Origin of the sequence: Cupriavidus sp. H39 (assembly GCF_050271075.1) — a bacterium.
Taxonomy (GTDB): domain Bacteria; phylum Pseudomonadota; class Gammaproteobacteria; order Burkholderiales; family Burkholderiaceae; genus Cupriavidus; species Cupriavidus necator_B.
This window is the reverse complement of the sequence record NZ_CP189846.1, coordinates 1231985-1256446: the sequence shown is the minus strand read 5'-3', so window position 1 is coordinate 1256446 and position 24462 is coordinate 1231985. Positions and strand designations below refer to the sequence as shown.

22 protein-coding genes are annotated in these 24462 nt (G+C 67.7%); 16 read left to right on the top strand and 6 right to left on the bottom strand.

Translation table 11 applies throughout. The features are described 5' to 3' along the window. The first annotated feature begins 240 nt into the window (after positions 1 to 240). From ACOCMH_RS06140 to ACOCMH_RS06095, 10 genes are all read left to right on the top strand, one after another. Positions 241 to 684: a GNAT family N-acetyltransferase gene (locus ACOCMH_RS06140; RefSeq protein ID WP_427308260.1), complete on the top strand. Its 444-nt coding sequence runs from the start codon at positions 241 to 243 to the stop codon at positions 682 to 684. A 125-nt stretch (positions 685 to 809) separates the two neighbouring features. Further along, on the top strand, positions 810 to 1739 hold the full coding sequence (locus ACOCMH_RS06135; protein WP_427308259.1) for a LysR family transcriptional regulator: 930 nt from the start codon (positions 810 to 812) through the stop codon (positions 1737 to 1739). A gap of 166 nt (positions 1740 to 1905) precedes the next feature. Beyond that, the gene (locus ACOCMH_RS06130) at positions 1906 to 2259 is read left to right on the top strand and encodes a Zn-ribbon domain-containing OB-fold protein (protein WP_427308258.1); all 354 of its coding nucleotides are present in this window, start codon (positions 1906 to 1908) and stop codon (positions 2257 to 2259) included. 29 nt (positions 2260 to 2288) lie between these two features. Beyond that, positions 2289 to 3434, top strand: a complete 1146-nt coding sequence (locus tag ACOCMH_RS06125; protein ID WP_427308257.1) for a thiolase family protein — start codon at positions 2289 to 2291, stop codon at positions 3432 to 3434. Position 3435: 1 nt separating this feature from the next. Then, complete coding sequence (locus tag ACOCMH_RS06120; protein WP_427308256.1) at positions 3436 to 4200, top strand: SDR family oxidoreductase; 765 nt, start codon at positions 3436 to 3438, stop codon at positions 4198 to 4200. Positions 4201 to 4210: 10 nt separating this feature from the next. Continuing rightward, positions 4211 to 5014: an enoyl-CoA hydratase/isomerase family protein gene (locus ACOCMH_RS06115; protein WP_427308255.1), complete on the top strand. Its 804-nt coding sequence runs from the start codon at positions 4211 to 4213 to the stop codon at positions 5012 to 5014. Between the two features lie 32 nt (positions 5015 to 5046). Next, on the top strand, positions 5047 to 6030 hold the full coding sequence (locus tag ACOCMH_RS06110) for a tripartite tricarboxylate transporter substrate binding protein (RefSeq protein WP_427308254.1): 984 nt from the start codon (positions 5047 to 5049) through the stop codon (positions 6028 to 6030). Beyond that, positions 6027 to 6452 carry a PaaI family thioesterase gene (locus tag ACOCMH_RS06105; RefSeq protein WP_427308253.1) on the top strand — a complete coding sequence of 142 codons (426 nt, stop codon included), beginning with the start codon at positions 6027 to 6029 and terminating at the stop codon, positions 6450 to 6452. The genes ACOCMH_RS06110 and ACOCMH_RS06105 overlap by 4 nt, the downstream gene beginning before the upstream one ends. Position 6453: 1 nt before the next feature. Further along, positions 6454 to 7686 (top strand): CaiB/BaiF CoA transferase family protein, encoded by a 1233-nt coding sequence (locus tag ACOCMH_RS06100; protein WP_427308252.1) that lies wholly within the window; start codon positions 6454 to 6456, stop codon positions 7684 to 7686. Then, positions 7683 to 8363 carry a nitroreductase gene (locus ACOCMH_RS06095; RefSeq protein ID WP_427308251.1) on the top strand — a complete coding sequence of 227 codons (681 nt, stop codon included), beginning with the start codon at positions 7683 to 7685 and terminating at the stop codon, positions 8361 to 8363. The genes ACOCMH_RS06100 and ACOCMH_RS06095 overlap by 4 nt, the downstream gene beginning before the upstream one ends. Positions 8364 to 8378: 15 nt before the next feature. Here ACOCMH_RS06095 and gcvA read toward each other — a convergent pair whose 3' ends face one another. Beyond that, positions 8379 to 9275: a transcriptional regulator GcvA gene (gene gcvA, locus ACOCMH_RS06090; protein WP_427308250.1), complete on the bottom strand. Its 897-nt coding sequence runs from the start codon at positions 9273 to 9275 to the stop codon at positions 8379 to 8381. A 189-nt stretch (positions 9276 to 9464) separates the two neighbouring features. On the opposite strand from gcvA, the gene ACOCMH_RS06085 reads away from it, so the two are divergent. Next, positions 9465 to 10346 (top strand): oxidoreductase, encoded by an 882-nt coding sequence (locus ACOCMH_RS06085; RefSeq protein WP_427308249.1) that lies wholly within the window; start codon positions 9465 to 9467, stop codon positions 10344 to 10346. A gap of 206 nt (positions 10347 to 10552) precedes the next feature. Beyond that, entirely contained in the window at positions 10553 to 12616 is a 2064-nt protein-coding gene (gene fusA / locus ACOCMH_RS06080; protein WP_427308248.1) for an elongation factor G, read from the top strand. Positions 12617 to 12707: 91 nt separating this feature from the next. On the opposite strand, the gene boxA is transcribed toward fusA, so the two are convergent. From boxA to ACOCMH_RS06060, 4 genes are all read right to left on the bottom strand, one after another. Next, positions 12708 to 13988, bottom strand: a complete 1281-nt coding sequence (gene boxA / locus ACOCMH_RS06075; RefSeq protein WP_427308247.1) for a benzoyl-CoA 2,3-epoxidase subunit BoxA — start codon at positions 13986 to 13988, stop codon at positions 12708 to 12710. 194 nt (positions 13989 to 14182) lie between these two features. Beyond that, complete coding sequence (gene boxB, locus ACOCMH_RS06070) at positions 14183 to 15610, bottom strand: benzoyl-CoA 2,3-epoxidase subunit BoxB (protein ID WP_427308246.1); 1428 nt, start codon at positions 15608 to 15610, stop codon at positions 14183 to 14185. Positions 15611 to 15659: 49 nt separating this feature from the next. Further along, entirely contained in the window at positions 15660 to 17318 is a 1659-nt protein-coding gene (gene boxC, locus ACOCMH_RS06065) for a 2,3-epoxybenzoyl-CoA dihydrolase (RefSeq protein ID WP_427308245.1), read from the bottom strand. A 160-nt stretch (positions 17319 to 17478) separates the two neighbouring features. Then, the gene (locus ACOCMH_RS06060) at positions 17479 to 18441 is read right to left on the bottom strand and encodes a helix-turn-helix transcriptional regulator (RefSeq protein ID WP_427308244.1); all 963 of its coding nucleotides are present in this window, start codon (positions 18439 to 18441) and stop codon (positions 17479 to 17481) included. Positions 18442 to 18532: 91 nt separating this feature from the next. Here ACOCMH_RS06060 and ACOCMH_RS06055 point away from each other — a divergent pair, with 91 nt between their 5' ends. From ACOCMH_RS06055 to ACOCMH_RS06040, 4 genes are all read left to right on the top strand, one after another. Beyond that, positions 18533 to 18997: a DUF4863 family protein gene (locus tag ACOCMH_RS06055; protein ID WP_427308243.1), complete on the top strand. Its 465-nt coding sequence runs from the start codon at positions 18533 to 18535 to the stop codon at positions 18995 to 18997. Between the two features lie 9 nt (positions 18998 to 19006). Next, a complete protein-coding gene (locus tag ACOCMH_RS06050) occupies positions 19007 to 20554 on the top strand; it encodes a 3,4-dehydroadipyl-CoA semialdehyde dehydrogenase (RefSeq protein ID WP_427308242.1) in 1548 nt (515 codons plus the stop codon). Between the two features lie 85 nt (positions 20555 to 20639). Then, positions 20640 to 22244 (top strand): benzoate-CoA ligase family protein, encoded by a 1605-nt coding sequence (locus ACOCMH_RS06045; protein ID WP_427308241.1) that lies wholly within the window; start codon positions 20640 to 20642, stop codon positions 22242 to 22244. Between the two features lie 49 nt (positions 22245 to 22293). Further along, positions 22294 to 23661 carry an MFS transporter gene (locus ACOCMH_RS06040; RefSeq protein WP_427308240.1) on the top strand — a complete coding sequence of 456 codons (1368 nt, stop codon included), beginning with the start codon at positions 22294 to 22296 and terminating at the stop codon, positions 23659 to 23661. A 102-nt stretch (positions 23662 to 23763) separates the two neighbouring features. Here ACOCMH_RS06040 and ycaC read toward each other — a convergent pair whose 3' ends face one another. Beyond that, the gene (gene ycaC, locus ACOCMH_RS06035) at positions 23764 to 24390 is read right to left on the bottom strand and encodes an isochorismate family cysteine hydrolase YcaC (protein ID WP_171513825.1); all 627 of its coding nucleotides are present in this window, start codon (positions 24388 to 24390) and stop codon (positions 23764 to 23766) included. Between the last annotated feature and the right edge of the window lie 72 nt (positions 24391 to 24462).

Genomic DNA, 24462 nt, shown 5'->3' with positions numbered 1-24462 from the left:
GCGCCAGTCAAACGGGCGAGAAACATAGCGCCGGCGCCGCCTGCAATGGCGGCGCCGGCAGGCGGCCGCAGCGGCAACGCGATTTCCCCTGTATTGCTTTACAGGGCTTACCCGAAATCCTAGGGTTTTCTAGTGTACGAAAACCTAGGCCGGCGGGGATGGATAAGGTACTTTCCTCCCCCCTACACCAAATTCCACCGTCCGCCCACGCGTCGGGGACCGCCGGCGGCAGGCTTCATCATGATCAAAGATCTACGCATTCGGTCTGCGGCAACGCAAGATCTGCCGGCTGTTTCGAAGGTTCTCGCGCAATGCGGGTTGGACCAGCACGAGATCGAAGCGCAGTTGGAGGCTTTTCATGTCGCCGAGCTGGAAGGCCGCGTGGTTGGATGCGCCGGCGCCGAACGATACGACGATCTCATCGTCATCCGGTCGGTGGCCGTCCTTCCCGAGTATCGCCAGTTGGGGGTGGCGACTCACCTGGTCTCGGCGGTCTTGATGCGGGCGCGCGCGCAGGGCGTGCGTCGCGCCGTTCTGGCGACCAGCAATTGCCCTAGCCATTTCGCCCGCTATGGCTTCGAATTGTGCTCCGCAGAGACGCTTCCCGCTGAAGTCCGTGCATCGCATACGCTGAAAATCGCGGGCATACCGCCCGGGCTGTGCATGCATTGCGAGCTCAAGTAGCACCGTCGGCCCCGCTCTATCCGCTTCGCGGTAGTTCACGGCACGCGTTCCATGGTGCCCTCGGCGTCCAGTTGGCTCCGAATCCGCACTATGATGGCCGGTCTCTCTACCATCGGTTGCCAGTCATGGACAAAGCCCGTGTCCTCACCCTCTTCCTCGGCGTGGTGCGCGCCGGCAGCTTTCACCGCGCCGCGGTGGAAGCCGGCGTGACCCCGCAGGCCGCCAGCAAGGCGGTGCGCACGCTGGAGGACCATCTCGGCGTGCGGCTTCTGCACCGGACCACCCGCAAGCTCAGCCTGACGGAAGAAGGCACACGCCTGTTCGAACTGGCCGCGCCGGGCATGCGCCAGCTCGACGAAGCGCTCGAGCAGGTGCGAGGCAGCAAGAGCGACGACGACGGCATGATCCGCCTGACTGCACCCCCGTCGCTGGGCAGTCGCGTGCTGGTCCCGCTGGTGCGCGGCTTTCGCGAACAATATCCCGGCATCACCTTCGATGTGGTGCTGAGCGATCTCTTCACCGACCTGGTCGAAGCCAGGATCGACGTCGGCTTCCGCGTCGGCAGCAGCCCCGGCCAGAACCTGGTGGCACGGCGGCTGTGCGACCTGCCGCTGGTCATCTGCGCGGCGCCGGATTACCTGGCGCGGCACGGCGAGCCGGCCACCCTCGACGACCTGCCGCAGCATCAGTGCACGGGCTTCCGCCGCCCCGCCACCGGGCGCATGGTGCCGTGGGAACTGCAGGTGGACGGCGACCTGATCTACCAGGAAGTGCCCGCCGTAGCGAGCTTCAATGACGTGGAAGCCGAGGTCGAAGCGGTGCGCGCCGGCATGGGCATCGGCCAGCTGCCGGCGTACATGATCCACTCCGACCTCGTCAGCGGGCGGCTGAAGGCGATCCTGCCGGAGTACAGCAGCAGCAATGTCGGCCTGTACATGTACTACCCGCATCGCAGCCAGATGCCGGTGCGGGTCCGCCGCTTCATCGACTTCGTGGCGCAGGCGGCTCGGGGCGCGGAGCAGTCGCTGTCGCGCCTGGTCGGGATCGTGCCCTGAGCGTGTCCTGAACGGCTGACTCCGTCCCGCGTATAAGCGCCCTTCCAGACGCCCCATTTCGCCCATACGCTTGACTTTTTCTCAAGCGAAACGACCAGAAATATCGTTTGTCGCGCAGCCCGCCGGCGAGAACTATTACGCCAAGGCCAACCCACAGGAGACTGCCGTGTCAGACCAGCCCTATCCGCTCTGGAGCGCGGAACCCATCCCCCACTTGCTCGCCTCGCGCGAGCGCGCTTCCGGCGAGTGGATCTTCCCGGCGCTGCCCGCCGCTTCGCCACTGGCGGACGGCCACGAGACCGTCGCCATCACTGGCACGGGCGTGCTCTACAGCTTCACGGTGATCCACCCCGCGCCCAAGAGCGGACTGGCTCCGTATGCGCTCGGCTATGTCGATTTCGTCGGCCCGGTGCGCATCTTCGGCCGGCTGCTGGGCACGGCACGTCCGGTCATCGGCCAGCGCTACACGCAGCGGCATGACGCCGGGCTGGGCTATGTCTTCGAGGCCGTCACGGCCTGAACGCTCGAGAAAAAGGAAAGGTAAGCAAGATGCAGGACATCTACATCCACGGTGGCGCGATGACGCCGTTCGGCCGCCACCCTGGCGTGCTGGCGCCGGAACTGGCGCAACAGGCGATCCTGAAGGCGCTGGCCGATGCCGACGTGCCGGCCGACCGCATCCAGGCGGTCTACTGCGCCAACGTGCTGGGCGGCATGATCCTCGGCCAGCTGATCGTGCGCGACCTGGGGCTCAAGGGCATCCCGGTCTACAACGTCGAGAACGCCTGCGCCAGCGGCGCCACCGGCGTGCACCTGGCACGGCACGCGCTGCTGGCAGGGCAATACGATACGGTGCTGGTCTTCGGCATCGAGCAGCTGACTGCGCTCGGCGGCGGCACCATCCCGCTGCAGCGCAACGACCATAAGACCGAACTCTATGCGAAGTCGGGCATGGTGCTGCCCGCGGTATATGCGATGCGCGGCACGCGTTTCTTGCATGAGCGCGACGCCAATCCGTCTGACCTCGCCGAAGTGGCCGTGAAGAACCGCTACCACGGCTCGCTGAACCCATATGCCCAGCAGCGCAAGACCACCACGGTCGAGGAAGTGCTGGCCTCGCGCATGATCGCCGACCCGTTGACGCTGCTGCAGTGCTGCCCGTCGCAGGTCGATGGCGCGGCGGCGGTGGTGCTGAGCACGCGCCGGCCGGCGCAGGCGCGGCCAGTGAAGGTGCTCGCGTCGGTAGTGGTGTCGGGCATGCGCGAGGAGGCCGACGACGACATCCTCGACGCCGAGATCACCGCGCGCGCCGCACGCCAGGCCTATGAACAGGCCGGTCTCGGCCCGCAGGACGTCGACGTGGTCGAACTGCACGACGCCTTCACCATCGCCGAACTGCTCTATTACGAAGCCCTCGGCCTGGCACCACGCGGCGACGCCGTGCCCCTGCTCAAGTCCGGCGCGACGCGCCTGGGCGGGCGCGTGCCGGTCAACCCAAGCGGCGGCCTGCTGGCCAAGGGTCATCCGCTGGGCGCTACCGGCGTAGCGCAGATGGTCGAGATCCTGTGGCAGCTGCAGGGCCGCGCCGGCGAACGCCAGGTGGACACCCCCTGCATCGGCCTGACGCAATGCACCGGCGGCGGCATCGCGGGCGTGGACCACGCCGCCTCTTCCGTCCACCTGCTGGGAGTCTGAGATGGGTACGCAACGCTTCGATCCTTCCCATGTGGCCGTGGTCACCGGCGCCGCACGCGGCATTGGCCTGGGCATCGCCACGCAACTGGCCCGCCAAGGGCTGGCCGTGGCCCTGCTCGACCGCGACGCCGCCGCGCTCGATGCCGCCGTCGGCGCGCTGGCCGCCGAGAGCCTCAACGCCTTCGGCGCCAGCGCCGACCTGACCGACTCGGCCGCGGTCAACGATGCCTTTGCGCAGGTGCAGGCGCGGACTGGCCGCGTCGACTACCTGGTCAACAACGCCGGCGCGGTGCGCGACATGCGTTTCCTGAAGATGACCGACGAAGACTGGGACCTGGTCATCGATACCAACCTGCGCTCGCAGTTCCTGTGCTGCCGCGCGGCGCTGCCGGGCATGGTCGAGCGAGGGTACGGGCGCGTGGTCAATATATCGTCGCGGGCGTGGCTGGGTGGATTCGGACAGGCCAACTATTCTGCAGCTAAAGGCGGCGTGGTCAGCCTGACGCGCTCGCTCGCGATCGAGTTCGCGGGCAAGGGCATCACCGTCAACGCAGTGGCGCCCGGCGTCGTCGATACCCCGCTGTTCCGCGGCTTCGCGCCCGAGGTGCAGACGCGGCTGCAGAAGTCTGTGCCGGTGCAGCGCATCGGCACCGCCGAAGACATCGCCAACGCGGTCAGCTTCTTCCTGGACCGGCAGTCGTCCTACGTGACCGGGCAGACGCTCTATGTCTGCGGCGGGCGCAGCTTGTCGTCGCCGAGCGTTTAAGGAGGCCGCCATGACCGTACGACTCCACACCGAAGGCGCGGTCGCCGTGCTGACGATCGACCGGGCGGAGGCGCTCAATGCGCTGGACCTGACCGCGCTGCGCGAACTGCGCGCTCACCTCACCGAGGTGCGCGACCGCGACGACCTGCGCGTGGTCGTCCTGACCGGCGCCGGCACGCGCGCCTTCTGCGCGGGCGCCGACCTGAAAGGCACGCGCAACTCGCCCGCCACCTATCCGGAAGCGCTGTTCCGCGCGCCAGAGCAGGCGGCCGAACTCGGCCTCTATATCCGGCTGATGGACCTGACCGACCTGGGCCTGTGCAAGCCGCTGATCGCGGCGGTCAACGGCCATTGCCTAGGCGCCGGGCTGGAGATCGCGCTGCAATGCGATGTGCGGATTGCGTCGGAGCAGGCGAGCTTCGGCCTGCCTGAAGCCGCGGTCGGGTCGATCCCCGCCGTCTCGGGCCTGCATCGGCTGCTCAAGGCCGTGCCGGCAGCACACGCAATGCAGATGGTGCTGACCGGCGAGCGGATCGACGCGGAGCAGGCCGCGCGCATTGGCCTGGTCACCGAGACGGTGGCGCCGGACGCGCTGCTCGACCGCGCGCTGGCGATTGCCGCGCGCATCGCGGCCAATGCGCCGCTGGCGGTACAGGCGGTGAAGAGGCTGTCGCGCCAGACCAGCCACCTCAGCGAAGCCGATGCGCAGCAGCTGACCGAACTCTACTGGGGCGTGCTGCGCGATACCACCGACCGCACCGAAGGCCGGCAGGCTTTCGCCGAGAAGCGGCAGCCTCGCTACACGGGCCGCTGAGCGGACCCACCAGAGCCAGACAGGAGACAACCATGGCAGGAATTTTCCGATTCATGCGTGCGGCGCTGGCCGGCGTGCTCGCAACCACGGCACTAGGTGCGACGGCGCAGGCCTCCTTCCCCACGCAGAAGCCGATCACTTTGGTCGTGCCGTTCGCCCCCGGCGGCGGCAACGACATCCTCGCGCGGGTGATCGCGCCCAAGATGGGCCAGGTGCTGGGCCAGACCATCGTGATCGAGAACAAGCCCGGCGCCGGCGGCAACCTCGGCACCGATTATGTCGCGCATGCAGCGCCGGACGGCTACACGCTGGTGATCGCATCCAGCCAGGTCACCATGAACCCGTTCCTCGGCATGAAGGTGCCGTTCCGGATTGAGCGCGATTTCGAGCCGGTCGGGCTGATCGCGTCGGTGCCGATCATGCTGGTCGCCAATCCCGACCAGCCGTTCCGCACGCTGCAGGAATTCATCCAGTTCACCCGCGCCAATCCGGGCAAGCTCAGCTACAGCAGCCCCGGCCCCGGCACGCCGCAGCACCTGGCCGGCGAAGTGTTTGCCAAGCTGAACAAGACTGAGCTCCTGCACGTGCCCTACCGCGGCACCGGCCCATCGATCACCGACCTGATGGGGGGCCAGGTACAGATCTCGTTCGCCACCTTTGCCTCGTCGATCCAGTATGTGCGCGCCGGCAAGCTGCGCGCGCTCGGCATCGCCGGCAAGAAGCGCAGCAAGCTGATGCCGGACCTGCCCACCTTCGCCGAAGCCGGCATCACCGGCTATGACGCGGAACTCTGGTACAGCATGCTGGCACCGGCCCACACGCCGAAAGCCGTGGTCGACAAGGTCAACGCCGCGCTGGTGGCCGCGCTCAAGTCGCCCGACGTCGCCGAGCAGCTGACCCGGCAGGGCTTCGAGGCGCAGGCGTCCACGCCGGCCGAACTCAAGGCCCATATCGGCAAGGAAATGTCGCGCTGGCAGCGCGTGATCCAGGACAACAACATCAAGGTGGCCCTATGAACGTCCCTGATGAACGCCATGTCCTGCCTCCCACCGACAACCCGCTGCTGGACTACCTTGGCATCCGCCTGGCCAGCGTCGGCAACGGCCGCTGCACCTTCGAGCTCGACCTTGAGCCGCGCCACCTGAACCGCCAGGGCAGCGTGCAGGGCGGCGTGACCGCCACCCTGCTCGACGCCGCCTGCGGCTATGCCGGGCTGCCCGCCGGCCCTGACGGCGCGCTTGGCCACGCGGTCACGGTGATGCTGACGATCAGCTATCTCAGCAAGGCCAGCACGGGCCGGCTGCGCGCCACGGCGCAGGTCACCCGTGCCGGCAAGAGCCTGTACTTCGCCTCGGCGGAGCTGGCCACCGATGCCGGCGTGCTGGTGGCCACCGCGCAAGGCACGTTCAAACGATCCCGCACCCTTCCGGAGGCATGACATGTTGCGCGACGCACTGGACGGCCTGACCGTCATCGACTTTACGCAGATCGGCGCCGGGCCGACCTGCACCATGCTTCTGGCCGACATGGGCGCCAGGGTCATCAAGGTGGAGCCGGCCGGCGGCGAGCTGGGCCGCGGTCTGGGACCGGGCTGGCTCGGCGACGACAGCGCGCTGTTCCACGGCTTCAACCGCAACAAGCTGGGGGTTGCGCTCGACCTCAAGTCCGCTGACGGCGTGGCCGTGGCATGCCGCCTGATCGCGGGCGCCGACATCGTGGTGGAAAGCATGCGCCCGGGCGTGATGGAGCGCCTCGGCCTCGGCCATGCGCAACTGGCTGAAGCCCACCCCGCGCTGATCTACTGCTCGATCTCCGCCTACGGGCAGGACGGGCCGTATGCGCATCGCGCCGGCGTCGACGGCATCATGCAGGCCGATTCCGGCCTGATGAGCCTGATCGGCCTGCCCGACGGCGAGCCGTGCAAGGTGCAGGCGCCGGTGGTCGACGTGACGACCGGCTATGTTGCCTGCGTGGGCGTGCTGGCGAAGCTCGCGCAGCGGGCACGCGACGGCCTGGGCGGCCATCTCGACGTCAACCTGCTCAATGCGGCGCTGGCGCTGCAGCAGTCATCCATCACCAGCTATTGCGCGGACGGGCAACTGCCAGAGCGCGTGGGCAGCGCGGCGCCCTATTCCGCGCCCAACCAGGCCTTCCGCACCGCCGACGGCTGGGTCATGGTGGCCGCCTACATGCCCGAGCGCTGGCGCCGGTTGTGCGCTGTGCTGGGACGGCCCGAGCTGGCCGATGACCCGCGCTTCGCCACCTCGCCGCTGCGCGTGGCCAATCGCGCGGCAATGGTGGAGGTGCTGACCAGCGAGTTCGTCACCCGCCCGACCGATGCGTGGCTGGCCATCCTGCAGGACGCCGACATCCTGTGCGCGCGCGTGGCGACCTACGAGGATGTCATGGCGCACCCGCAGGTGGCCGCCAACCGCATGGTGCAACGCGTCTGGCACGACACGCTGGGCGATATCTGCATGCCGGGATTCCCGATCAACAGCGCGCAGGAAAACGCGCTGCCAGCGCGGCCGGCGCCGGCTTGCGGGCAGCATACGCAAGCCGTGCTGGCCGAGCTGGGCTACAGCCCGTCGCAAATCGCCGCGCTGCAAGAGCACGACGCCATCCACTGCGCCGATGCCGGCCAGCAGCGCCTTGCCGCCGCGGCGTCATGAACCGCGCCCACATCATCGCGGCGCTGCATGCGCGCCGCAGCGTGCGCGGCTTTCTCGATACGCCGGTGCCGCGGCAAACCGTGGCCGCGATTCTGGCCGACGCCGCGCGCAGCCCGAGCGCATCGAACACGCAGCCGTGGCGCGTCTACGCCTGCGCCGGCGACGTGCGCGACCGCCTCAGCGAAGCCCTGCTGGCGCTGCACGACACCGGCGGCGGTGAGCATCGCGAGGAATACGTCTACTACCCGCCCGCATGGCGCGAGCCATACCTGGCCCGGCGCCGCACGCTGGGCAAGGCGCTGTACGGCCTGCTCGGCATCCCGCGCGGCGACGACACCAGCATGGCGCGCCAGTACGCACGCAACTACGCGTTCTTCGGCGCGCCGGTGGGGCTGTTCTTCACCATCGAGCGCGGGCAGGGCCAGGCTGCGTGGCTGGATCTCGGCATGTTCCTGCATGCGGTGATGATGGCAGCGCTCGGGCATGGCCTGGAAACCTGCGCGCAACAGGCGTTTGCGCGCTACCACCAGATCATCCGCGCGCAGTTGCAGATACCGGACAGCGAGATCGTGGTGTGCGGCATGTCGCTCGGCCATCCCGATCCGCGCGAACCGGCCAACCGCCTGCGCACCGCGCGCGAGCCGGTGGAGGCCTTCGCGCGCTTTGCAGGATGGTGAGCGAAGCGATGCGCCTCAGCCTTGCGTGTCGAACTGCGTCAGCAACCACTGCCGGAATACCGCCATGCTCGGGCTTTCCTTGCGGTCGGCAGGCGTCAGCAGGTAGTAGGTGAAGTCGCCCATGTCCACGGTCTCGCGGAACGGCGCCACCAGCCGGCCGGCTTCGAGGTCGGCCGCCACCAGGAAGCGCTGCGCGATGGCAAAGCCCTGCCCTTCGACCGCGGCCGCATAGGCCATGGCCGAGCTCTGGTAGGTCATGCCGCTGTGCGCATCGACCTGCCCCTCCGCGCGCGCGGCCTTGAGCCAGTGGGCCCAGTCGTCAGGCCGCGCGATCGAGTGCAGCAGGGTCTGGTGCTGCAGGTCAGCGGGCTTCTTCACCTTCGGCCCGCCTTCCAGCAACCCCGGGCTGCATACCGGCACCAGGATGTTCGACACCAGCCGGTAGGTATTCACGCCGCTCCACTTGCCGTCGCCCAGACGGATCGCGCCATCGATGTCTTCCTTGCGAAAGTCGACCGGGTCGAGCGATGCCGTCAGCAGGACTTCGATACCGGGATGGGCCGCATGGAAGCTCGACAGCCGCGGAATCAGCCAGCGCATGGCAAAGGTGGTGTAGGCGCGCACCCTGAGCTGCCTGCGCCTGGCGCGCTTGCTCAGCCGACGCGTGGCCTCGCGCAGGTCTTCCATCGCTTTGGTCACGGCGCGGTAGTAGTCCTCGCCGGTCCGCGTGAGCGAGATCTGGCGGTGGCCGCGATGGAGCAGCTGCACGCCCAGCCCCTCTTCCAGCGCACGGATCTGGCGGCTGACGGCGCCGGGCGTGACGTGCAGCTCCGCGGCGGCGGTGGTGATGCTGAGGTGCCGCGCGGCCGCCTCGAAGGCGCGCAACGCGTTCAGTGGGGGCAGTTTGTCCATGCCGGCGAGTCTGCCATACGGTTGAGAATTGCTCAATCGTTGAGGCGGCTGGTTATTCCCAACTTCTGGTTGTCATTGAAACGCGATTGCACGCTCTAGTGCTGCAGACAGCGCCGGCCTAAATTTGTCTCCGTGGCCCCCGCCATCAGACATCACAGTCAAACCGAACACCCAGAAAGGAGATTCACCATGTCCGCCAACACCACCATCAACGCCAACAGCAACGCCACCAGCAAGGTCTGGTTTATCACCGGCGCTTCGCGCGGCTTCGGGCTGGAACTGACCCGTGCCGCGCTGGCGCGTGGCGATCGGGTCGTCGCCACCGCGCGGCGCCCGGAGACGATCACCGCCGCACTGGGCGAACACGACAATCTGTTGGGCGTAACGCTGGACGTTACCGACGAAGCCCAGGCCATCGCCGCCTCCAAGGCCGCCGTGGCCCGCTTCGGCCGCATCGACGTGCTGGTCAACAACGCCGGCTACGGCCTGCTGGGCGCGGTCGAAGAGGCCTCCGCGCGGGAGGTCGAGCAGCAGTTCGCCACCAACGTGTTCGGCGTGCTGACCGTGACGCGTGCCGTGCTGCCGCAGATGCGCCAGCAGCGCAGCGGCCGCATCCTCAACATCTCGTCGATCGGTGGCTACGCCGCGTATCCCGGCTGGGGTGTCTATGGCGCCACCAAGTTCGCGGTGGAGGGTCTGACCGAAGCACTCGATGCGGAACTGTCGCCGCTGGGCATCCGCGCCACCGTGGTCGAGCCGGGCTTCTTCCGCACCGACTTCCTCGATGCCAGTTCGCTGGTGCGCGTGCGCACCGAGATCGCGGCGTACGCCGATACGGTCGGCGCAATGCGTGAGCACATGGCGTCGGCCAACCACCAGCAGCCCGGCGACCCCGCCAAGCTCGCGACAGCCCTGCTGACCCTGGCCGACAGCGAAACCCCGCCGGTGCGGCTGCCGCTGGGCTCGGACACGGTCTACCGCATCACCGAGAAGAACCGCAAGGTAGAAAGCGAACTGGCCGCGTGGCAGGCGCTGGCGGTGTCGACCGACCACGACGACGTGCGCCGTTGAGTTTGCTGCGGTGCACTAGCGCGCGGCTTGCTGCAGCGCAGGAAGCCGCGCAGTCTTGCGAACCAGCCCCGGCGAGCGACGGCCGTGCCACTTGTCAGGCTGTCGTATGTCCGCATCGCACCGTATCGGCCACGCATATATGTCGCTTCCGCCGAATTTCGCCAATAATGCCCTGAGAGTCATTGCCGGACGAACCGAGAGCCACCATGCACGATAGTCCCGATGCCATCCGCACGGTCGCCCTGCTTGGGCACGCAGGAAGCGGCAAGACCTCGCTCGCCGAGGCGCTGCTGTACAAGGGCGGTGCGGTGCACACGCCCGGCACCATCGAACGCGGATCCACCGTCTGCGACAACGATCCGCTCGAGCGCAAGTACAAGCGCTCGCTCAGCGCCGCGGTCGCCCACCTGCACTACCGCGACACTCGCATCTACCTGATCGACACCCCGGGCTACCCGGATTTCTCCGCGCACGCCATCAGCGCGCTGGCCGCGGTGGAGACCGCAGCCATCGTCATCAATGCGCAGACCGGCATCGAGATGACCACGCGCCGGGCCATGGCCTGGGCGCAAGCGCGCCAGCTGTGCCGGATGATCATCATCAACGGCATCGACGGCGAGAAGGTCGACCTGCCGGCGCTGCTGGCGGAGATCCAGGAGGCCTTCGGCAAGGAATGCCTGCCCATCAACCTGCCGGCCGACCACGGCGGCAAGGTGGTCGACTGCTTCTTCAATCCGGCCGGCGAGTCGGATTTTTTATCGGTTGCCACCGCGCACGATGCGCTGATCGACCAGGTGATCGAAATCGACCCGGAGCTGATGGAGCTGTACCTGGAGCAAGGCGAAGCCATCACCCCGGAACAGCTGCACGCGCCGTTCGAGCGGGCGCTGCGCGAAGGCCACCTGGTGCCGATCTGCTTTACCTCGGCCGCCACCGGCGCCGGCATCGACGCCTTGCTCGACGTGTTCGTGCGGCTGCTGCCCAATCCCACCGAAGGCAATCCGCCGCTGTTCTACCGCTCCACCGGCGAGGACGCCGACGGCGCGGAACAGCGCAAGGCGGTGCGCGCCGAGCCGGTGCCGGACAAGCATGTGCTGGCGCATGTGTTCAAGGTGGTGATCGATCCCTACGTGGGCAAGCTGGCCGTGTTCCGCATCCACCAGGGCACGGTCACGCGCGACAGCCAGCTCTATATCGGCGAGGGCCGCCAGCCGTTCAAGGTGGCGCACCTGCTGCGGCTGCAGGGCAAGGAGACCCAGGAAGTGCCGCGTGCCGGCCCGGGCGATATCTGCGCGGTGGCCAAGGTCGATGAACTGGGCTTCGACGCGGTGCTGCACGACGCCACCGAGGACGGCGATATCCACCTGACCCCGCTGGAGTTCCCCACCCCCATCTATGGCCTGGCGATCGAGCCGGCGCGGCGCGGCAACGAGCAGCGCCTGGCCGAGGTCCTGCACAAGCTCAGCGCGGAAGACCCGTGCCTGCGCGTGGAGCACCCGGCCGGCACCAACGAGACCGTGGTGTTCGGCCTGGGCGAGTTCCACCTGCGCTGCGCGCTGGAACGGCTGACCGAGCAGTACAAGCTGGAAGTGGCGACGCGCCCGCCCAAGATCGCCTATCGCGAAACCATCGGCGCCAAGGCGGAGGGCCATCACCGCCACAAGAAGCAGACCGGCGGCGCAGGGCAGTTCGGCGAGGTGATGCTGCGCGTCGAACCGCTGGCGCGCGGCGCAGGCTTCGACTTTGTCGATGCGGTCAAGGGCGGTGCGATTCCCGGGCAGTTCATCCCCGCTGTCGAGAAAGGAATCCGCCAGGCGCTGGACAGCGGCCCGCTGGCGGGGTTCCCGATGCAGGATGTGCGCGTGACCGTGTATGACGGCAAGAGCCACCCGGTCGATTCCAAGGAAGTCGCGTTCGCGACCGCGGGGCGCAAGGCGTTTATCGATGCGGTGCTCAAGGCCAGGCCCAGCGTGCTCGAACCGATCGTCGATATCGAAGTCACGGCGCCGGGCAACGCCATGGGCGACATCATCGGCGACCTGTCGACCAAGCGGGGCCAGGTTCATGGCACGCGCACCGCGGCCGGCAACGCGGTGATCGTCGCCGGCCAGGTGCCGCTGTCGGAACTCAACGACTACCAGTCGCGGCTGAACAGCATTACCGGCGGGCACGGCAGCTACACCATCCAGTTCAGCCACTACGACAACGTGCCGCCGGCGCAGCAGGAGAAGATGGCGTCGCGGCACAAGGCGCAGCTGGATACGGATTGAGGGTGCCGGGCTGACGGGCTTGCTCCCCTCTCCCAAAGGGAGAGGGAAACTTGCGTGGGCTAGAGTAGTCGCTCGCTCTGAAGGCGTTGGTTCAATACGTCTCCAGGTGCAAGCGCCCATCGCGCTTGAGCCCCTCGGCCAGCGGCTCCCAGTTCAGCCCGGCCTGCTGCGCGACCTCCCGCAGCGCCAGCACCACGCCCTCTTCCATGCTCTTGAGCCCGCACACATAGAAGCAGGTATCGGGCGATGCCAGCAGCGCGGCGAGGTCCGCCGCGCGTTCGCGCATCAGGTCCTGCACGTAGCGCCGGGGTTGTCCCGGCGTGCGCGAGAACGCCAGGTTGATGTCGATGAAGTCCCTCGGCAAATTCTGCAGCGGGCCGAAATATGGCAGCTCTTCGCGCGTGCGCGCGCCGAAGAACAGCATCAGCTTGCCGCCGTCGAACTTGCCGGCCTTGCGCAGCCGCCGGCGCCATTCCGTCATCGCCCGCATCGGGGCGCTGCCGGTGCCGGTGCAGATCATCACGATGTTCGAGCGCGGGTGGTTGGGCATCAGGAAGCTCGCGCCGAACGGCCCGATCACTTCCACCTTGTCGCCAACCTTCAGGTCGCACATGTAGTTGGACGCGACCCCGCGCACGGGATTGCCGTCATGGTCTGCCAGCACCCGCTTGATGGTCAGCGACAGGTTGTTGTAGCCGGGGCGCTCACCGTTGCGCGGACTGGCCACCGAGTACTGGCGGGCATGGTGCGCGCGTCCGCCGGCATCGGTGCCGGGCGGGACAATGCCGATCGACTGGCCTTCGAGCACCGGGAACGGGGTCGTGCCGAAGTCCAGCACGATATGGTGGGTGTCGTACTCGCGCCCGACCTCGGTCACGCGCACGTTGCCGGTCACGGTGGCGGTGATGGTCTTCTGCGCGGATCTGGCGCCATACAGGTTGGTGTAGGCATGCGCGGCCGACCACGGCGGCACGGTGGCGCCATAGCGGGCGCTGTTGAAGGTTTCATCGCTGCTGCCGGCCAGCGGCGATGCCGCGGGAACCTCGGGCGCTGCCGTCTGCATGGCGGCACCGGGCACCATGTCGGCAAGCTGCTCGGGCGACAGTGGATCCGGCAGTGCGTCCCAGCTCAGCTGCTCGTCGACGCGATAGGCGCGCAGCTTCGGCATGTCGCGCCAGTTGTCGATCGATCCCGTCGGACACGGGGCAATGCAGGCCATGCACAGGTTGCACTTGTCGGCATCGACCACATAGTTGCGCGAGTCGTGCGTGATCGCGCCCACCGGGCAGGTGGCTTCGCAGGTATTGCAGCGGATGCAGATCTCGGGATCGATCAGGTGCTGCTTGATGACTTGAATTTCTGCCATGTCCATGGCGGTCTCCAGAATCAGAGTGCTTCCAGGGTCTATAGCCACTGCCGTCGGTGTTCCCCTCTCCCCTCAGGGGAGAGGGCAGGGTGAGGGGTGGTTCAGGCGCCGCGCTTCGTTGAAGCTCCCGCCCTCACCCCCGCCCCTCTCCCACTCGGGGGAGAGGGGAGAAAACCGGCGGCGTGGACACGCCCTTCGCTTCAGTTGAAGCGCACGTACTCGAAATCCACCGGCTGGCGGTTGATGCCCATCACCGGCGGCGCGATCCAGTTGGCGAACTTACCCGGTTCGACCACGCGGCCCATCAAGCTGGCGACGAAGGCGCGGTCGCCTTCGGTGGGCAGCCACTGGTCGCGGAAATCGCGCCATTCGGCGTCGGAGATCACGCGGCCGTCTGGCGATACCTTCACGCCGGCGAGCGCGCCGATGTTGCGGTGGAACGCCTTGTGCGGCACCTTCAGGCGGAACGGGATCCCGGCCTTGTCGATCACCTTGTTCCAGCGCTCGATGCCGGCCATGCTGTCCTTGATGTAGTCGTCGCGCAACACTTCGTTGAGCGCGTTGAGCATCGGCACCTCCTTCTCGGTCAGCTGGCCGTTCTGCGCCTGCAGCACGCGGTAGGTCTGGCCCTTCAGCACATGGTCGTCCATGCGCTTGCCTTCCTCGTAGCGGCCTTTCAGGCCGGTGCTGTAGAAGGTGGCGGCGTTGCTGGATTCGTCGGCGCCGAACAGGTCGATGGTCACGCTGTAGTGGAAATTCAGGTAGCGCTGCAGCGTCGGCAGGTCGATCACGCCCGCCGCGCGCAGCCTGGCCGGATCGTCGGTCTTGAGTTCGTTCATCACCTGGCAGGTGCGCTGGATCACGCGCGACACGCCAGACTCGCCCACGAACATGTGGTGCGCTTCCTCGGTCAGCATGAACTTGGTCGTGCGCGCCAGCGGGTCGAACGCGCTTTCGGCCAGCGCGCACAGCTGGAACTTGCCGTCGCGGTCGGTGAAGTAGGTGAACATGAAGAACGACAGCCAGTCCGGCGTCTGTTCGTTGAACGCCTGCAGGATGCGCGGGTTGTCCTGTTGCCCGCTGCGGCGCTCGAGCAATGCCTCGCCTTCCTCGCGGCCGTCGCGGCCGAAATACTTGTGCAGCAGGTAGACCATGGCCCACAGGTGGCGGCCCTCTTCCACGTTCACCTGGAACAGGTTGCGCAGGTCATACATGCTGGGCGCGGTCAGGCCAAGGTGGCGCTGCAGCTCGACCGACGCGGGCTCGGTATCGCCCTGCGTCACGATGATGCGGCGCAGGTTGGCGCGATACTCGCCGGGCACGTCCTGCCACGCGTCCTCGCCCTTGTGGTCGCCGAAGTGGATCTTGCGGTTGGCCTCGGCCGGGTTCAGGAAGATGCCCCAGCGGTAGTCCGGCATCTTGACGTGGCCGAAGTGGGCCCAGCCCTGCGGGTCGACGCTGATCGCGGTGCGCAGGTAGATGTCATGCTGGTGCGAGCCTTCCGGGCCCATGTCGTTCCACCAGCTCAGGTAGTTGGGCTGCCATTGCTCGAGCGCGCGTTGCAGGGTGCGGTCTTCGCTGAGGTTGACGTTGTTGGGGATCTTGTCGCTGTAGTTGATGCCGGACATGCTGGTCTCCGTGGTGCGGGCGATTCGGTTTGCGTTCAGGGGGTGGCTATCAGACCCGGTTCCAGTCGAAGGCGGCCTTGTCGCCCTTGCCGTAGACCTTCAGCGCGCCCTTGTCGCCGACCGCGTTGGGGCGCTGGAAGATCCAGTTCTGCCACGCGGTCAGGCGGCCGAAGATGCGGGTGAACATGTTTTCCTGGCCGTTGAAGCGCAGGTTGGCTTCCATGCCGGTCAGCGCATCGGGCGACATCGCCACGCGCTCTTCCAGCGCGATGCGCACTTCGTCGGCCCAGTCGATGTCATCCGGGTTGGCGGTGACCAGCCCCAGTGCGTAGGCGGCGTCGGCGTCGAGCGGCTGGCCTGCCCTGGCGCGTACCGCGTCCAGCGCGGGCTGCTCGTCGTAGAAGCGGCGGCCCAGGCGGCTCTGGCCAGTGGCCATCGGGTACAGGCCGAAGTTGGCTTCGGCCACCGTGATCTTCGGCGCGCGCGCCTCGTCGTCGGGCAGCGCCAGGTGGTAGCTGCGGTCGCACGCCAGCGCCAGCTCCAGGAAGGTGCCGGCAAAGCATGACTGCGGCTCGATCAGCGCGAACAGGCTGCGCGACGACACGTCCAGCCGGCTCAGCGTGCGGCGCAGCAGGCCGATGGTTTCGCGCACAAGCCAGTGGTCCTTGTGCGCCAGCAGCGTGGCGTCGTTGGCGAGCACCGCGGCGGCGTCGCCGGCGGTCTTGATCAGCCAGGTGCCGATCTCCAGCTCATTGGTGCGCATCGACAGGATCGCGTCTTCCAGCTCGCGCGCCAGTTGCAGCGGGTACCAGGCGGCGCCGGCCTGCACGATGCTATCGATATCCCGCGGTTGGTTACCGGTGGGCGCCTTGATGGTGAAGGTGGCAGTGCGGCCGCCGCGGTCGATTTCGACAGTGACATGGGCGTAACGCAGCGCATCGGCTTCAATGACCCGCTCGATCGGCGCGAGCGCCACGCCTTGCGCATCGGCCGGGCGGTCGCTCTGCGCGGCCAGCGCCAGCGCGCGTTCACGCACCTTCTGCGCGAACACCGCCGGCTTGGCGATATCGTCGACCAGGCGCCAGTCCTTGGCGCGCTGGCCGCGCACACCCTCGGTGGTGGTGCAGAAGATGTCGGCAAGGTCATGGCGCACATGGCGCTTGTCGGTCACCCGGGTCAGGCCGCCGGTGCCCGGCAGCACGCCCAGCAGCGGAACTTCCGGCAGGCTGACGGCCGACGAGCGGTCGTCCACCAGCAGGATCTCGTCGCAGGCCAGCGCCAGTTCATAGCCGCCGCCGGCGCACGCGCCGTTGACCGCGGCCAGGAACTTCAGGCCGCTGTGCGCCGACGAGTCCTCGATGCCGTTGCGGGTCTCGTTGGTGAACTTGCAGAAGTTGACCTTCCACGCATGGCTGCTGACGCCGAGCATGAAGATATTGGCGCCGGAGCAGAACACCTTGTCCTTGCCGCTGGTGACGACCACGGTGCGCACTTCCGGGTGCTCGAAACGGACGCGGTTGAGCGCGTCGTTCAGTTCGATATCGACGCCGAGGTCATAGCTGTTGAGCTTGAGCTTGTAGCCGGGGCGCAGGCCGGCGTTCTCGTCGATGTCCACCGCCAGGGTGGCGACGGGACCGTCGAAGGCCAGCTTCAGGTGCTTGTATTGAGAAGGATCGGTCTGGTAGTCGACGCGGGGGGCGGTGGTCACGGCGTGGTCTCCTCGGCGAAACTGCACTATCGTGCATGAACTGGAATCTGGTTTGAACGAACTATAGTTCATCAAACAGATTTCACGCAAGCACTATTGTGCAGATTTCAGAAGACGTGACCGGCCGTGCTCCCCGCGTCGGCTAATTGCGCCAGAACCATCACAACGGCATCCGCAACGCCTGCCGCACCAGCTCGCGCAGGGCGGCAAAAGTGGGCTCGAGCGGCTGCGCGCTGGTGTCCAGCGCGAACTCGGCCTTGGAATAAAAAGCGGCGCGGCCCGCCAGGATGTGCCGCAGGTCTTCCATGGCTTCCTTGCTGGCCGCCATCGGGCGGAAGTCACCCTGCGCGCGCACCCGCTCCATATGGTCTTCCGGCTCGGCCCGCAACCAGACCGTGGTGCAGTGGGCCAGCAGCAGGTTGAAGGTGGCCGGGTCCGAGACCAGGCCGCCGGGGGTAGCGATCACGGCCTCGGGATAGATCTGGATGGCCTCCTCCAGCGCGCGCCGCTCGTAGCGGCGATAGGCGTTCATGCCGTACAGGCCCTGGATCTCGGAAATACTGCAGCCGGCGAATTTCTCGATTTCGCGGCTCAGCTCGACGAAGGGGAAATCCAGGTCCTCGGCCAGCATGCCGCCCAGCGTGGTCTTGCCGGCGCCGCGCAGCCCGATCAGCGCTACGCGCGGGCTGCGCGCCGCCTGGGCCGCATTCTCGCCACCGGTGCCAAGCATCTCGCCCACGGCAATGCGTACGCGCCGCAGCGTGGCTTCGTCGCGGTGCTCCAGCAGTTCGCGCAACAAAATCCATTCCGGCGACGACGTGGTCACATCGCCCAGCAGCCCGGCCAGCGAGCACTGCAGCGCATCGGCAACGTGCTGCAGCACCAGGATCGACGCGTTGCCGGAACCGTATTCCAGATTGGCTAGGTGCCGTTCGGAGACACCGGCCGCCTGCGCGGTGGCCTTGCGAGTCAGGCCGCGGCACGCCCGTAGCTCGCGCACGCGTTCGCCCAGTGACACCAGGAAAGGGTTTTTCTCGGGCTCATTCACAGCACCCGGCCTTGAACCATGCTGCAGTTCCGGATCCGGGGTTAACCCAGATTCATGCAATATAGTGCTTGACATGATTTCCGCGCGGCTCTATTTTTCATACATGCACAATAATGCATGATGCCAGTGAAGGCAACTGGCGAATCAGACGGAGCCCCCTTTCTATATGTTCCCCACTGAATTCCGCAGCCAGATCGCGCACCTCACCGCGCAACTCGCCGGCCGCCCGCTCGATGCCGCCCTCGAGGCCTGGCTCAATGCCGAACATGGCCCCGGCAGCCCTGTTTATCAGCAACTGAAGGCGTCTTGCCAGGCCGGCGTGGCCGCGGGCTGGCTGTGCGACCGCGAAGCCGGCGGCATCCGCTACGGCCGCGTCTTCAAGCCCGCCGACGACCTGCATGGCTTTTCGGTCGACGTGGTCGACATGCAGGATGTGGCCGGCCCGCACCATATCCATCCCGATGGCGAGATCGACCTGATCATGCCGCTCGAAGGCGAGGCGCAGTTCGACGGCCGCCCGGCCGGCTGGCTGGTGTGCCCGCCCGGCAGCGCCCATCGCCCTACCGTCAGCAACGGCCGCGCGCTGGTGCTGTACCTGCTGCCGCAAGGCCGCATCGACTTCACGCGCTGAGATTCCCCAATGACTGAACTCCTTTCCAATTACCTAGGCGGCACCTGGCAACGCGGCAGCGGTGCCGGCACCCCGCTGTTCGACCCGGTGCTGGGTGACGAGCTGGTGCGCGTCGACGCCACCGGCCTGGACCTTGCGGCCGGCTTCGCGTTCGCCCGCGAGCAAGGCGGTGCCGCGCTGCGCGCGCTGACCTACAAGCAACGCGCCGCGCTGCTGGGCGAGGTGGTCAAGGTCCTGCAGGCCAATCGCGATGCGTATTACGACATCGCCACCGCCAACAGCGGCACCGTGCGCAACGACTCCGCGGTCGACATCGACGGCGGCATCTTCACGCTCGGCACCTACGCAAAGCTGGGCGACACGCTCGGCGAGCGGCATTACCTGCTGGACGGTGACGCGGCGCGGCTGGGCAAGGACCCGCTGTTCCAGTCGCAGCACGTGCTGGTGCCCACGCGCGGCGTGGCGCTGTTCATCAATGCCTTCAATTTCCCGGCCTGGGGACTGTGGGAGAAGGCCGCGCCGGCACTGCTGGCGGGCGTGCCGGTGATCGTCAAACCCGCTACCGCCACCGCCTGGCTGACCCAGCGCATGGTGCGCGACGTGATCGAGGCCGGGATACTGCCAGCAGGCGCGTTGTCGGTGGTGTGCGGCAGTTCCGCGGGACTGCTGGACGCGCTGCACCCCTTTGACGTGGTGTCGTTCACCGGCTCGGCCGACACCGCCGCGGTGATCCGCTCGCATCCGGCCATCGCCCAGCACTCGGTGCGCGTGAACATTGAAGCGGACAGCATCAATGCCGCCGTACTGCTGCCGCAGGATGGCCACGACAGCGCCGCCTTCGACCTGCTGGCAAAGGAAGTCGTGCGCGAGATGACGGTCAAGTCCGGCCAGAAATGCACCGCGATCCGGCGCGTGTTCGTGCCCGAGGCCCTGTACGCGCAGGCCGCCGAGGCCATCGGCGCACGGCTGGCGAAAGTGACCGTGGGCAACCCGCGCAACGACACGGTACGCATGGGCGCACTGGTCAGCCGCGCGCAGTTCGACGCCGTGCAGGCGGGCCTGGCCAGCCTGGGCCGTCATGCGCAAGTGCTGCACGACGGTGCGCGGCAGCCGCTGGTCGATGCCGATGCGGCGGTGGCCTGCTGCATCGGCCCGACGCTGCTCGGCGTGACCGATGCGGACGCGGCCGCCATGGTGCACGACACCGAAGTGTTCGGCCCGGTCGCCACGCTGCTGCCCTACCGCGACACGGCCCATGCGCTGGCGCTGGTGCGCCGTGGCCAGGGATCGCTGGTGGCCTCGCTCTATGGCAGCGACGCCGGTGCGCTCGGCGCCGCCGCGCTGGAGCTGGCCGACAGCCATGGCCGCGTGCATGTGATTTCGCCCGACGTGGCGCAGCTGCATACCGGCCACGGCAATGTCATGCCGCAATCGCTGCACGGCGGCCCGGGCCGCGCCGGCGGCGGCGAGGAACTGGGCGGCCTGCGCGCCCTGCATTTCTATCACCGCCGCAGCGCCATCCAGGCCAGCACCGCGGTGCTCGACACCTTCGCCTGACCGATCCCGCCCACCGCTCGCTCGCGTCGCCACATTCGCATGGCGGCGCGCGGCACACCGTACACCAGCAACGGGGAGACAACCCATGAACGCCACGCCCGCAGCGCCACCCGTCCGGCCACCCGGCACCCCCTTCAACTTTGCCGCGCACCTGCTCGACTGCAACGCCGGGCGCGCCGGCAAGGTCGCCTATCTCGATGACGACGGCCAGCTCACCTATGGCGAACTGGCGCAGCAGGTGCGGCAACTGGCCGCGGCGCTGCTCGGCGCCGGCATCCGCCGCGAAGAACGCGTGCTGCTGCTGATGCACGACTGCACCGACTGGCCGGTGTGCTTTCTTGGCGCGATGTACGCCGGCATCGTGCCGGTTGCCGTCAATACGCTGCTGACCGCCGACGACTACGCCTACATGCTGCAGCACAGCCGCGCCCAGGCGGTGCTGGTGTCGGCGGCGCTGCTGCCGGTGTTGCAGGACGCGCTGGCGCGGCCCGGGCATGAGGTGCGGCAGGTGCTGGTATCGCGCGCGCAGGCCCCGCTGCCCGACGGCATGGTCGCGCTGGAGACGGCGCTTGCCGCGCACGCGCCGCTGCAGGCGCCCGCCGCCACCGGTTGCGACGATCCCGGCTTCTGGCTCTACTCGTCCGGCTCGACCGGCCAGCCCAAGGGCGTGGTGCACAGCCACGGCAACCCGTACTGGACCGCGGCGCTTTATGCCGGGCCGGTGCTGGGCCTGCAGGAGCAGGACGTATGCTTCTCCGCCGCCAAGCTGTATTTCGCTTACGGTCTGGGCAACGGCCTCAGCTTTCCGCTCAGCGTCGGCGCCACGGTCGTGCTGATGGCCGAGCGGCCCACGCCCGATGCCACCTTCCGCCGCTGGCTGCGGCACCAGCCGACGGTGTTCTTCGGCGCGCCGACCGGATACGCCGGCCTGCTCGCGTCGCCGGCGCTGCCGGCTCGCGCCGAGGTGGCGCTGCGGCTGTGCTCGTCGGCCGGCGAAGCGCTGCCCGCGGAGATCGGCGAGCGTTTCACCGCGCATTTCGGCTGCGAGATCATCGATGGCATCGGTTCCACCGAGATGCTGCACATCTTCCTGTCCAACCGTCCCGGCCAGGTGCGCTACGGCACCACCGGCTGGCCGGTGCCGGGCTACACCATCGAGCTGCGCGATGAAGACGGACGCCCCGTGCCCGACGGGGAAATCGGCGACCTGTATATCCAGGGCCCCAGCGCCGCGATGATGTACTGGGCCAACCGGGAGAAGTCGCGCGAGACCTTCCGCGGCGGCTGGACCAAGAGCGGCGACAAGTACGTGCGCAACCCGGACGGCAGCTACAGCTACGCCGGGCGCAGCGACGACATGCTCAAGGTCAGTGGCATCTACGTGTCGCCGTTCGAGGTCGAGGCCACGCTGGTGCAGCACCCCGCGGTGCTGGAAGCCGCGGTGATCGGCGTGCCCGACCAGGACGGGCTGGTCAAGACCAAGGCCTTCGTGGTGCTGAAGGCGGGCGCGCAACTGGACCAAAGCGAGCTGAAGGTCTTCGTCAAGGAGCGGCTGGCCGCCTACAAGTACCCGCGCGCGATTGCGTTCGTCGAGGCGCTGCCCAAGACCGCCACCGGCAAGATCCAGCGCTTCCTGCTGCGCGAACAGGAACTGCAGGCCGCCGCAGAGCGCGCCGCCGCGGTGGCGTGAGCGGCAACGCCGCCCGCTCCCGCCATCCCACCCATCCCGGAGACAAACCATGCGTCAGATCGATGTCCACCAGCTGGCCGACTCGGCCTGCTTCAACCGCTTCCATGCGCTCATCCTGTTCTGGTGCGCGCTGATTATCATCTTCGACGGCTATGACCTGGCGGTGGCGGGCATCGCCCTGCCATCGATCATGAAGGAGATGGGCGTGACCGCCACCAGCGCGGGCTTCATGGTCAGCTCGGCGCTGTTCGGCATGATGTTCGGCGCCATCTTTCTCGGCACCGTGGCCGACCGCATCGGGCGCCGGCGCGCCATCGCCATCTGCATCGCGCTGTTCAGCGTGTTCACCGCGATCGCGGGTCTGACCAGCGACCCGGTCAGCTTCAGTGTCACGCGCTTTCTGGCGGGGCTGGGCATCGGCGGGGTGATGCCCAACGTGGTGGCACAGATGACCGAGTACTCGCCACGCAAGCTGCGCGGCACGCTGGTGACGCTGATGTTCAGTGGCTATTCGGTCGGCGGCATGCTGGCCGCGCTGCTGGGCAAGGGGCTGATCGAAAGCTACGGCTGGCAGTCGGTGTTCCTGGCCGCGGGCCTGCCGGTGGTGCTGATTCCGCTGGTGCTGCGCGCGCTGCCGGAGTCGATGCCCTACCTGATCCGCACCGGCCAGAGCGCGGCGCTGCAGGCGGTGGTGTCGCGGCTCGCGCCGTCGCATCGCCCGCAGGCCGGCGATGTGTTTATCCTGCCTGCGGACGAGGGTGCTGCCAGCGCAGCCGGCAGCGCGCCCATCCGGCGCTTGTTCCAGGACGGCCGCGGCGTCAGCACGGTGATGTTCTGGGTCGCGTTCTTCATGTGCCTGTTCATGGTGTACGCGCTCAGCTCGTGGCTGGCCAAGCTGATGGCGGGCGCGGGCTACAGCCTGGGCTCGGCGCTGACCTTCGTGCTGGTGCTGAACTTCGGCGCGATGCTGGGCGCCATCGGCGGCGGCTGGCTGGCCGACCGCCTACCGATCAAGCATGTGCTGATCGGCATGTATGCACTCGCGGCGGTGTCGATCACGCTGCTGGGCTATCCCATGCCCAGCGCCGCGCTGTTCGTGGTGGTGGGCCTGGCGGGCGCTTCCACCATCGGCACGCAGATCGTCACCTATGCCTACGCGGGCCAGTTCTACCCGATGGCGGTGCGCGGCACCGGTATCGGCTGGGCCTCCGGCGTGGGACGCAGCGGTGCCATCCTGGCGCCGATCGTGATTGGGGTGCTGGTGGGGATGTCGCTGCCGCTGCAGCAGAACTTCATGGCGATGGCGATCCCGGCGGTGATCGCGGTGGGGGCGGTGTCGATGATCAACCACCGCAGGTCGGCGTCGGCGCAGGCGCAAGCGGTTGCGCCGATGCGGGCGGCTGTGGGGGAAGCCTGAGGGAACTGGCCTGCTGCGCGGGTCCGCCCGCGTGCCATCTGCTTGCTCTCTCTCCCGCATGCGGGAGAGAGAGCAAACCAGCGGCGTGCCACCGTACGTGGCCTACTTGCTGCCCTTCACCGTCGTATACGCCGTGATCAGGTTCCGGTAATCCGGGATATGGTTCGAGAACAGCGTGCCCAGGCCCTCGATGTCGTTGCGCCAGTCGCGGTGCAGTTCGCACGCCACGCCGAACCACGTCATCAGCTGCGCGCCGGCGTCCGACATCCGCTGCCAGGCCGAATCGCGCGTGATTTGGTTGAAGGTGCCCGAGGCATCGGTCACGACGAACACTTCAAAGCCCTCTTCGATCGCCGCCAGCGCCGGGAAGGCGACGCACACTTCGGTGACCACGCCGGCGATCAGCAGCTGCTTCTTGCCGGTGGCGCGCACCGCCGCGACGAAGTCCTCGTTATCCCAGGCGTTGATCTGGCCGGGGCGCGGAATGAACGGCGCATCCGGGAACATGGCCTTGAGCTCGGGCACCAGCGGCCCGTTGGGGCCGTCCTCGAAACTGGTGGTCAGCACCGTCGGCAGCTTGAAGTACTTGGCCAGGTCGGCCAGCGCCAGCACGTTGTTCTTGAACTTGTCGGGCTCGATGTCCCGCACCAGCGACAGCAGGCCGGCCTGGTGGTCGACCATCAGCACGGCAGCCTGGTTCTTGTCCAGGCGCTTGTAGGGCTTACTCATGGCGTGCTCCTGTGGAGAAATTGCGGGCGCGGCCGGGGATCCCTTGCCGCGCCCGTATTGAAATGCAGTGGC

Bases quoted from the DNA above. Each gene is read 5' to 3' on its own strand.
- ACOCMH_RS06085 (WP_427308249.1), top strand. From the start codon at position 9,465: ATGTCCGCCAACACCACCATCAACGCCAACAGCAACGCCACCAGCAAG.
- ACOCMH_RS06125 (WP_427308257.1), top strand. From the start codon at position 2,289: ATGCAGGACATCTACATCCACGGTGGCGCGATGACGCCGTTCGGCCGC.
- ACOCMH_RS06105 (WP_427308253.1), top strand. From the start codon at position 6,027: ATGAACGTCCCTGATGAACGCCATGTCCTGCCTCCCACCGACAACCCG.
- ACOCMH_RS06135 (WP_427308259.1), top strand. From the start codon at position 810: ATGGACAAAGCCCGTGTCCTCACCCTCTTCCTCGGCGTGGTGCGCGCC.
- boxA (WP_427308247.1), bottom strand. From the start codon at position 13,988: ATGGACATGGCAGAAATTCAAGTCATCAAGCAGCACCTGATCGATCCC.
- ACOCMH_RS06120 (WP_427308256.1), top strand. From the start codon at position 3,436: ATGGGTACGCAACGCTTCGATCCTTCCCATGTGGCCGTGGTCACCGGC.
- ACOCMH_RS06040 (WP_427308240.1), top strand. From the start codon at position 22,294: ATGCGTCAGATCGATGTCCACCAGCTGGCCGACTCGGCCTGCTTCAAC.
- ACOCMH_RS06095 (WP_427308251.1), top strand. From the start codon at position 7,683: ATGAACCGCGCCCACATCATCGCGGCGCTGCATGCGCGCCGCAGCGTG.
- fusA (WP_427308248.1), top strand. From the start codon at position 10,553: ATGCACGATAGTCCCGATGCCATCCGCACGGTCGCCCTGCTTGGGCAC.
- ACOCMH_RS06060 (WP_427308244.1), bottom strand. From the start codon at position 18,441: ATGTCAAGCACTATATTGCATGAATCTGGGTTAACCCCGGATCCGGAA.
- boxB (WP_427308246.1), bottom strand. From the start codon at position 15,610: ATGTCCGGCATCAACTACAGCGACAAGATCCCCAACAACGTCAACCTC.
- ACOCMH_RS06045 (WP_427308241.1), top strand. From the start codon at position 20,640: ATGAACGCCACGCCCGCAGCGCCACCCGTCCGGCCACCCGGCACCCCC.
- ACOCMH_RS06140 (WP_427308260.1), top strand. From the start codon at position 241: ATGATCAAAGATCTACGCATTCGGTCTGCGGCAACGCAAGATCTGCCG.
- ACOCMH_RS06110 (WP_427308254.1), top strand. From the start codon at position 5,047: ATGGCAGGAATTTTCCGATTCATGCGTGCGGCGCTGGCCGGCGTGCTC.
- ACOCMH_RS06050 (WP_427308242.1), top strand. From the start codon at position 19,007: ATGACTGAACTCCTTTCCAATTACCTAGGCGGCACCTGGCAACGCGGC.
- ACOCMH_RS06115 (WP_427308255.1), top strand. From the start codon at position 4,211: ATGACCGTACGACTCCACACCGAAGGCGCGGTCGCCGTGCTGACGATC.
- gcvA (WP_427308250.1), bottom strand. From the start codon at position 9,275: ATGGACAAACTGCCCCCACTGAACGCGTTGCGCGCCTTCGAGGCGGCC.
- ACOCMH_RS06055 (WP_427308243.1), top strand. From the start codon at position 18,533: ATGTTCCCCACTGAATTCCGCAGCCAGATCGCGCACCTCACCGCGCAA.
- ycaC (WP_171513825.1), bottom strand. From the start codon at position 24,390: ATGAGTAAGCCCTACAAGCGCCTGGACAAGAACCAGGCTGCCGTGCTG.
- ACOCMH_RS06100 (WP_427308252.1), top strand. From the start codon at position 6,454: ATGTTGCGCGACGCACTGGACGGCCTGACCGTCATCGACTTTACGCAG.